Annotated in this window: 7 protein-coding genes; 4 read left to right on the top strand and 3 right to left on the bottom strand. The window is 56.5% G+C overall.

The window, feature by feature from the left end; translation table 11 throughout:
- The 4 genes from ACOQFT_RS00205 to ACOQFT_RS00190 form a co-directional block, all read left to right on the top strand.
- A partial coding sequence (locus tag ACOQFT_RS00205; RefSeq protein WP_421596060.1) for a cupin domain-containing protein occupies nucleotides 1–481 on the top strand: 481 nt, incomplete at its 5' end.
- Nucleotides 482–486: 5 nt separating this feature from the next.
- Nucleotides 487–1,581, top strand: a complete 1,095-nt coding sequence (locus ACOQFT_RS00200; protein ID WP_421596059.1) for a glycosyltransferase — start codon at nucleotides 487–489, stop codon at nucleotides 1,579–1,581.
- 258 nt (nucleotides 1,582–1,839) lie between these two features.
- The gene (locus ACOQFT_RS00195) at nucleotides 1,840–2,727 is read left to right on the top strand and encodes a phage head spike fiber domain-containing protein (protein WP_421596058.1); all 888 of its coding nucleotides are present in this window, start codon (nucleotides 1,840–1,842) and stop codon (nucleotides 2,725–2,727) included.
- 73 nt (nucleotides 2,728–2,800) lie between these two features.
- Nucleotides 2,801–3,964 (top strand): O-antigen ligase family protein, encoded by a 1,164-nt coding sequence (locus ACOQFT_RS00190; protein WP_421596057.1) that lies wholly within the window; start codon nucleotides 2,801–2,803, stop codon nucleotides 3,962–3,964.
- Here the strand turns inward: ACOQFT_RS00190 and ACOQFT_RS00185 are convergent.
- Genes ACOQFT_RS00185 through ACOQFT_RS00175 form a run of 3 tightly spaced genes read right to left on the bottom strand, consistent with a single transcriptional unit; the run spans nucleotide 3,936 to nucleotide 7,245 of the window.
- Complete coding sequence (locus ACOQFT_RS00185; RefSeq protein ID WP_421596056.1) at nucleotides 3,936–5,012, bottom strand: glycosyltransferase family 4 protein; 1,077 nt, start codon at nucleotides 5,010–5,012, stop codon at nucleotides 3,936–3,938. The two genes, ACOQFT_RS00190 and ACOQFT_RS00185, sit on opposite strands and share 29 nt — an antisense overlap.
- Nucleotides 5,009–5,929, bottom strand: coding sequence for a sulfotransferase (locus ACOQFT_RS00180; RefSeq protein WP_421596055.1), 921 nt, complete (start codon nucleotides 5,927–5,929; stop codon nucleotides 5,009–5,011). Before ACOQFT_RS00180 ends, ACOQFT_RS00185 begins: the two co-directional genes overlap by 4 nt.
- The gene (locus ACOQFT_RS00175) at nucleotides 5,926–7,245 is read right to left on the bottom strand and encodes a lipopolysaccharide biosynthesis protein (protein WP_421596054.1); all 1,320 of its coding nucleotides are present in this window, start codon (nucleotides 7,243–7,245) and stop codon (nucleotides 5,926–5,928) included. The genes ACOQFT_RS00180 and ACOQFT_RS00175 overlap by 4 nt, the downstream gene beginning before the upstream one ends.
- Nucleotides 7,246–7,407 lie beyond the last annotated feature (162 nt).

The following is a 7,407-nucleotide window of genomic DNA, read 5'->3' as shown; positions in this document are numbered from 1 at the left end:
GCTGGACAACATCATCGCGGTGGCGATGAACGATGCGGTTCTGGTGGCGGATGCGTCGCGGGCGCAGGACGTCAAGAAAGCGGTCACCGCGCTGAAGGAAAAAGGCGCCGCGCAGGCCACGGCCTTCCCCAAGGATCACCGCCCCTGGGGCTGGTTCGAAAGCCTTGTGGTCGGCGACCGGTTCCAGGTGAAGCGGATCCACGTCCACCCCGGCGCGTCGCTGAGCCTGCAGAGCCATTTCCACCGGTCCGAGCACTGGATCGTGGTCGAAGGCACCGCCCGCGTGACCATTGACGACCATCAGCAACTGGTGACCGAGAACCAGTCGGTCTACATCCCGCTGGGCGCCGTGCACCGGATGGAGAACCCCGGCAAGGTCCCGATGGTCCTGATCGAGGTGCAGACCGGCACCTATCTGGGCGAGGACGACATCGTCCGCTACGAGGACGTCTACGCCCGCGGACAGGGCGCCAAGGGTTGAAACCGGTGAAAGTTGCAATCGTTCATTATTGGCTTGTCGGTATGCGCGGCGGTGAAAAGGTGCTTGAGGCGTTTCTGGATCTGTACCCGGACGCCGTCATCATCACCCATGTCTACGACCCCGACAAGGTCAGCGAAAAGGTTCGGCAGCACGAGATCCGGGAGACGTTCATCGGGCGTTTGCCGGGGGCCAGAAAACACTATCAGAAATACCTTCCGTTCATGCCGCTGGCGCTTGAGCTCATGGACATGCAGGAGTTCGATCTGATCCTTTCGAGTGAATCCGGTCCTGCAAAAGGCATCATCCCACGCCCCGACGCGACCCATATCAGCTATTGCCATTCCCCGATGCGGTATATTTGGGATCACTACCACGTCTATCGCGCTCAGGCTGGCCGGCTCGCGCGTTTTGCCATGCCATTCATGGCCCACAAACTGCGCATATGGGACGTTACCACGGCGGCCCGTGTCGACAGGTTTGTTGCCAATTCATCCTTTATCCGCCAGCGCATCAACAAGTATTACCGGCGCGATGCTGAGGTTATTTTCCCTCCGGTCGAGACCGGGGAATTTCAGATATCTGATCAGGTCGGGGATCACTATCTTCTGGCCGGGGAAATGGTGTCCTACAAGCGGGCAGATCTGGCCATCGATGCGTTCAACCGCTCGGGGCGCAAGCTTGTCGTCGTGGGGGATGGCGAGATGAAAGAGGCGCTTGAACGCAAGTCGGGCGCAAACATCTCGTTTCTGGGGCGGGTGCCTTTCGCGGACCTGAAAAAGCAGTTTGCCAGCTGCCGGGCGCTGATTTTCCCCGGCGAAGAGGATTTCGGAATTGTCCCGGTCGAGGTCATGGCCAGCGGGCGGCCTGTTATCGCTTATGGTCGCGGCGGCGCACTGGATACGGTGACCGAAGGTGTCAGCGGGCTACTGTTTCATGAACAAAGCGTCGAGGCGCTGAATGCCGCGATCGACCGGTTCGAGAACACCCCGTCGCTGGTCGGCTCGCCGCAGGACATTCGCGCGCTTGCTCAGGGGTTCGATACATCGGTTTTCAAGGGAAAGATTTCGCAGCTGATTGCCAAGACTCTGGCCGATGCCTAGCGCGTTGCTGCTGCACCGCGCAACGCGCGCGCAGCTTGGGGGCCGTTAACGGGTTTTTCCTAGGGTCCCGCTGACTGACCAATACAGCGAGATCTGATCCATGATGAACCCGTTCAAAACCCGGATACCAGGCCTGTCCGGTTCCGCGCGTATCAGTGCATCGGTCGCCCCCTCTGGCGTCACAAATCCTGGGGGTGTGGCGACCGGCCATTTCGGCGATGCCGTGTCTGCAGCGGGCGTCAATACGAGGGTGTTGGCATGAAACTGACCTCGGACATTTCCATCACCTCGCAGCCGTATCGCAAGATGTCGGCACCTGCTCTGTCGCTTGACTTCGGGCAGCAGGTCTACAAGCAGCGCGGTATTTCTGTCGGGTTGAACTCCGTTTTGAGCTTTGCGCGAAACTCTCCGGCGGTTCGGGTGGCCGAAACCGGCGTGCTGGAAACCGTGGCTGCGGGTGTTCTGAGGCGCGACCACGTCTTTGGTACCGGAGAGTTTCTGGGCGCACTGTTCGAACCCGCGGCGACGAACCTTCTGCTCCATTCACATGATTTTACCCGGCCCTACTGGGTCGGCTATGCGTCCAAGCCGGGCTTTGGCGGCGGACAACCCGCACCTGACGGAACCCTGACCGCAATGACCTGGAATTGTGCGGACACGACCGGAGGAGCCGGCGGCAAGCGTGGCGGGATTCTGGTGCCGGACAGCATCCCCGCCGGGGTCTCGACGGTCAGCGTCTGGTTGCGCGCCAGTGTGCCATTGACGATGCGCTTTGGACATTCGGACGGAACCTCTCAGCCCATTTCGGTTTCGACCCATTGGCAGCGGTTCACGTATACGGATACGCTTCCCAACAGCCAGAACCGCATTTTCATGCTGTACGAAGACGTGAATGAGGATATCGACGTCTACATCTGGGGCGCCCAGACGGAATATGGCAGCGCGGTCACGTCAAACATCACCACCAATGGAGGCGCGGTCACGCGCCCGGCGGATCAACCCGGACTGATCGGGCTGAACGGAGTGCATGACGTGACCGTCACCTATGACGACGATAGTATCGACACGTTTGCCGCAGTAGCCGTGAGTGATGGGTGGTGGCCAAATTTGTCGAGGCCCATGGTCAAGAACCTTGTGGTCTTGTAATGGCCCTTCAGGTAGGAGTGAGCCTCACACCTGCCTGCTGGACAACGATAGCTAACCCCAAGAGAACCTCGAAATGAGTATTAGTAGAATCGGGCGATTTTTTCTTTTCTTGGGTATTTTTCGGAGTATTTCAGCTTTTAAGCTTTTTCTCCATTTGCCAGTATTTGGATTTGGAGTTTTCTTCTTAATCAGAACAAAGGCAATTGACCGAAACTTGATTGCAAGTGGGCTTTTGGTTGTGCTTGTATTTATATCCTGTTTTTATAATGGTCTAGGTTTCGGCGCATATTTGAAAGCGCTGATGCTGGTGGGCGCGATCGGCATTGCTGAGTTCGTGCGGGTGCAAGATCCGGCGCGCCTTGCAAAAATTGTGGCAAATGAAGTGCTCATTTTCTGCCTTCTCGCGCTTGCGATTGAAAGTGTATTGATTGCGCTGGGTTTCGGGGAAAGAGCTCGTGCGCTAGGAGCTTTGGTTGGTGGACCCGAAACTGACACCAATTCGCTATTGCCCAGGTTTTTGGGTTTTCGTGGCGGCTCTGCATACAGTGCCATGATGTTGGGAACGCTTGGCTTGCTGTGTTTCGCGTACAAATTCAAGATGCAGGGATTCATTTACTTCGTAGCCAGCCTGCTAATGTTAAGCCGCGGTCCTCTTTTGGCAGTTATCGCCGTGTTGACCTATTTTCTTTTAAAGAGTGTCAGAATGCATAAGGCCTTTGCATTCGTCGTATGTGCGGCAGTCATCCTTTCCCCGGCGCTCGTTGTCGCTTCGATTAAGTTCCTGCCGTTTGAAACGCAGAAATACTTAATTGAAGTATCAACTATGAGGTATTTTCACTGGGTGAGTTTCTTGAATTTCGGAATTCAGAACCCCTTCTTTGGTGTTGGATACGATAACTACAAAGACTATTATATTGCATACTCCTTTACGCAAGATGCGCTGGAATACGGTTTCTTTACAGAGAATAGACTGCTTGAAGCCCACAATATGATGATGGATATTGTTGGAGAACTTGGCTTTGTTGCCGCCGGTCTTTGGGCAATACAAGTGTTTATTATTTTGTTTCTTGCGGCAAGAGGAAATGCAAAATTCTTGCCAATGTTACTTTACATATGCGTTTGCAGCGCCTTTGTATCGTCTCTTTCTGATTGGTGTGTATGGGTATGCTTTGGTCTAGTTTTGCACCAGCACACAGCATGGCGTCGCTCTACGTTGGAGCGCGTGCAATCGAATTGAGTGTTCCATGGGTCCTTTCCGCCATAACGGAAGCGGAATACTGAGTTTCGGCAGTCTGGCGGGCCAGATCAGAAATCCGGGCCAGGGCATTTGGCGTGAGCGTGCTCAGAATGCGGATGGCTTCGTCTTGGGTTTTGAACAGGTAACCAGTCCTGCCCGGCTCAATCACGTCAATATTGCCGACAACCTCAGTGGCCAGAACGCACAAACTTTCGGACATGGCCTCGAGCACGGCCAACGGCATACCTTCCCAACGCGATGTCGACAAAAACACGTGCGCATCGCGAAAATAGTCGCGCGGATTGGGGACGCCACCAATGATCCTCACTCTTTCGCTCAGGCCGTTATGTTCCACGCGGGTGCGGATGTCCCCGATGCGGTCGCCTGTGCCGATGACATCCAGACGAAAGTCGATTTTGCCGTCCAACGCATTTGCGATATCGATCAGAAGCTCGGGATTCTTCTGATGATCATAGCGATTCACGGCAATTATTCGCAGCGTCCCTCCGTCCCAGGACGGGCGCGAGACCGAGATTGGAATTTCTATTCCGTTCGGTATGGTGACGAGCTTCTCTGAAGCGATGAACCCGGCTTTTTCAACCAGCAAAGCCTCGCCCTGCGAAACACAAATGGCCTTTCTGGTCTTCCAGCCCAATGCCCGCTCCAGACTGAGGTAAAGCCATTTCTTCCGGGCAGAGTAGTCACCGACGTGCAACCCATGAAACGTGTGAACGACAGGACGTCCCGTAAGGAGTCCCAAGAGGCGTCCATAAAGCCCGGCCCCTTTTCCATGAGAGTGCAGAACGTCGATATTCATGCGTCTGACGAACGCTGCGACTTTGAAAAGCGACCGGAGCGAAAAGGACCTGTGTGGCAGTTCTACGATATTTTTCTGGCCGACCAGCCCATGGTACCGATCATGATAGGGCTTGTCCGCCGGGCAAGCGACAAATGCCTCTACCTTGCCAGGTTTGTGCTTTAAAAGCTGGTACAGGTGTTCGGGGCCGCCACCCAGATCAGCGCGCACGGTCAGAAACAGGACCTTCATTTCTCAGCCTTTTTCCATGCCGTCAGATCCCGGCCCAGAAGGCGCTCGAGCCGGTCGATGTCCGGTCGAAAGGCCTTGGTCATTTCGGCGCGCAGGTCCGAGCTCAGGTCTGCGCGTGGTCGTTTGACGTTCAGAAACCGCTTCAGGGCGGCGACCAGTTTGCTGTCACGCGCCAGCAGGGTTTTGCGCAGGGACGTGACCAGAGGCGCAATCGGTTTCGGCGGGGCCAGAAGGAAATGCGACAGCCGCGGAAACCGTTGCGCGTGGGCCGCGTTGCGCGGCGAGAAATCCGTGCGCCCGTCATCCTCAAGGCCAAGGAATGCAAGTATTTCAAGCCAGACAGCGCGCGGGTTGTCCCGGAAGTCGTCAAAAACGATTACCATGCGCTGTTCTTTTGGAATGAGTGAGAAGAACGTTTCGATCTGGTCGGCGAAAGACGCGATGCGGCGATAGAGCAGACTGTCGGGGCGATCGTCACCAGCCGCATCCCACTCTGTTTCGCGCCGGGTCTGATCCGCCCAGGCCGATGCGAAATCCTTTTGTTTTTCCAGCCCGGTATAAAGCTGCTCCATGTGAAAGGCATGGGCGACATCGACAGGATTGCGCAATATGGCGATGAATTTTGCCTTTGGGGAATAGGCCCGGCAATCGCGGATCGCCTTTTCGGACCTCAGATACGACGTCGTCCCTTCGGCGATAACGCTGTGTTTGGAGGGGTCCGCCGGTGCAAACAGCGCCTCGTATTCTTCCATGGTTGCGGCGCGCAGGGCATGTGGCTCGATACCCAGATCGGTGCACCAGAACAAGGGTTCCTTGGGCTTTGAGAAATACACATCCTCTCGCTCCGCGAGGTATTCGGCAATGGCGGTGGTGCCGCATTTCGGGGCACCGATCAGAAACAGGTTGAGTTTGTTCATTTTGCTTTGCGCCAAAGTGAAAATATGGATGGATCAATTCCAAGACGGCGTTTGACCGTGAACAGCAGCGCGATGTGAACGGCGGCTCGCAACCCGGCAGAACATACCGCAGCCCCCATCATGCCGAAATACTGCGTTGCCGGAACAAGCGCGGCCAGACATGCAAGGTTGAACCAGATCAGACGTTTGAACAGCAGGTTTTCCAGCCCCGCAAGCTCCATGATGTTGGGAACGGGGCCACATAAAACGGCGATCAGAAAACCCAGCCCAAGAACCGTCAGCGCCGGAGCCGCGCTGGTGAACTCCGGGTTCATCAGCGCCAGGACATTTGCGCCAAAGAAAACGATGATCAGGAAACAAATCAGGGTCGCCGCGCTGACCAGCAGGACCGAATACCGGAGCGAGGCCTGCATGTCCTCGTATTGGCCGTTGGCGTGTCCCTTGGCCACAAGCGGTGCAACAACCATGCCCGAGGCCAAGGTGAAAAGATCCAGGACCAGCGCAATGCGGAAGGCTGCAAAAAACGGCCCAACCGCATCGGGTGACATCATGACGCCCAGAATGACCGGGGCCAGCACAGGTCCGCTGACCGTCTGGATCATCGACGTCCCCCAGAACGGCAGCCCGTTGCGCAGGCGTCGGCGGCTTTCCGATACGAGATCGCCAAGTGAGGGACCGTCGCGCAGGGCTGGTTCGCTGAGCAACTGCGCACAGATCAAACCCAGCAGGGGCAGGTTCAACATCCACAAGGCGGGCGTGGCCGGGACCGTGAAGGATGCAATCAGTGCAATCACGCACATAGCGATCACCGACAGTCGCCACAAAATATCGCGCGGGATCAGAGCGAAGGCAATCGAACGATAGCCGCGGAAGAAGTGAACCGTGTGTTCCGCCAGGGCCAGCGTGACGGCCAGCCCTGCCATCGCAACAAACACCGTCAGATCAAGATCGATGATGCCCATGCCCCGGGCGGGCAAAAGCAACAGTGAGAACAGCAAGGTTCCAAGGGCGACGATCAATGTGCCGGATTGCCCGATCAGGGCCAGTTTCGTGTCCTGCGCACTGTCCCGCGCAATTGCTGCGTCTTTCAGGGACATCATGCGTTGACCGAAGGATCCGGCGACGGCCAGCAGTGTTGCCAGCGAAAAGCAGAACCCGATGACGCCAAAGCTTTCGGTATCCGTGACCCACGCAAGCGCGGCAAACATCACCAGAGACAGCCCGGCGGCAGAGCCTTTGATCAGCACGCCGACGCTGCCTCCGCCCACAAGGCGCATCAGCCTTTGGTTGCCGTGAATTCGTCTGAGCAATGTCATGTCGGTTCCGTGTTCCCCTTGGCCCGTCTTATCAATTGGCGGCAGCGTTGATGGGAGTTGTTATGAGGGATGGGGTTATTTGTGAGATTGTTCTGCCCCATTTTGTGACGGGGTTTTCTGCGATGAAGATGATGTCGTTGTTGCGCAGTTCGAACTGTGCGG

Source organism: Ruegeria sp. MALMAid1280 (assembly GCF_049195285.1).
Taxonomy (GTDB): Bacteria; Pseudomonadota; Alphaproteobacteria; order Rhodobacterales; family Rhodobacteraceae; genus Ruegeria.
Note: the sequence above shows the minus strand (reverse complement) of the source record. Positions and strands in the feature narration are given on the sequence as shown.

Excerpts from the sequence above, each read along its gene's own strand:
- ACOQFT_RS00195 (WP_421596058.1), top strand. The coding sequence starts at position 1,840 with ATGAAACTGACCTCGGACATTTCCATCACCTCGCAGCCGTATCGCAAG.
- ACOQFT_RS00190 (WP_421596057.1), top strand. The coding sequence starts at position 2,801 with ATGAGTATTAGTAGAATCGGGCGATTTTTTCTTTTCTTGGGTATTTTT.
- ACOQFT_RS00185 (WP_421596056.1), bottom strand. The coding sequence starts at position 5,012 with ATGAAGGTCCTGTTTCTGACCGTGCGCGCTGATCTGGGTGGCGGCCCC.
- ACOQFT_RS00180 (WP_421596055.1), bottom strand. The coding sequence starts at position 5,929 with ATGAACAAACTCAACCTGTTTCTGATCGGTGCCCCGAAATGCGGCACC.
- ACOQFT_RS00175 (WP_421596054.1), bottom strand. The coding sequence starts at position 7,245 with ATGACATTGCTCAGACGAATTCACGGCAACCAAAGGCTGATGCGCCTT.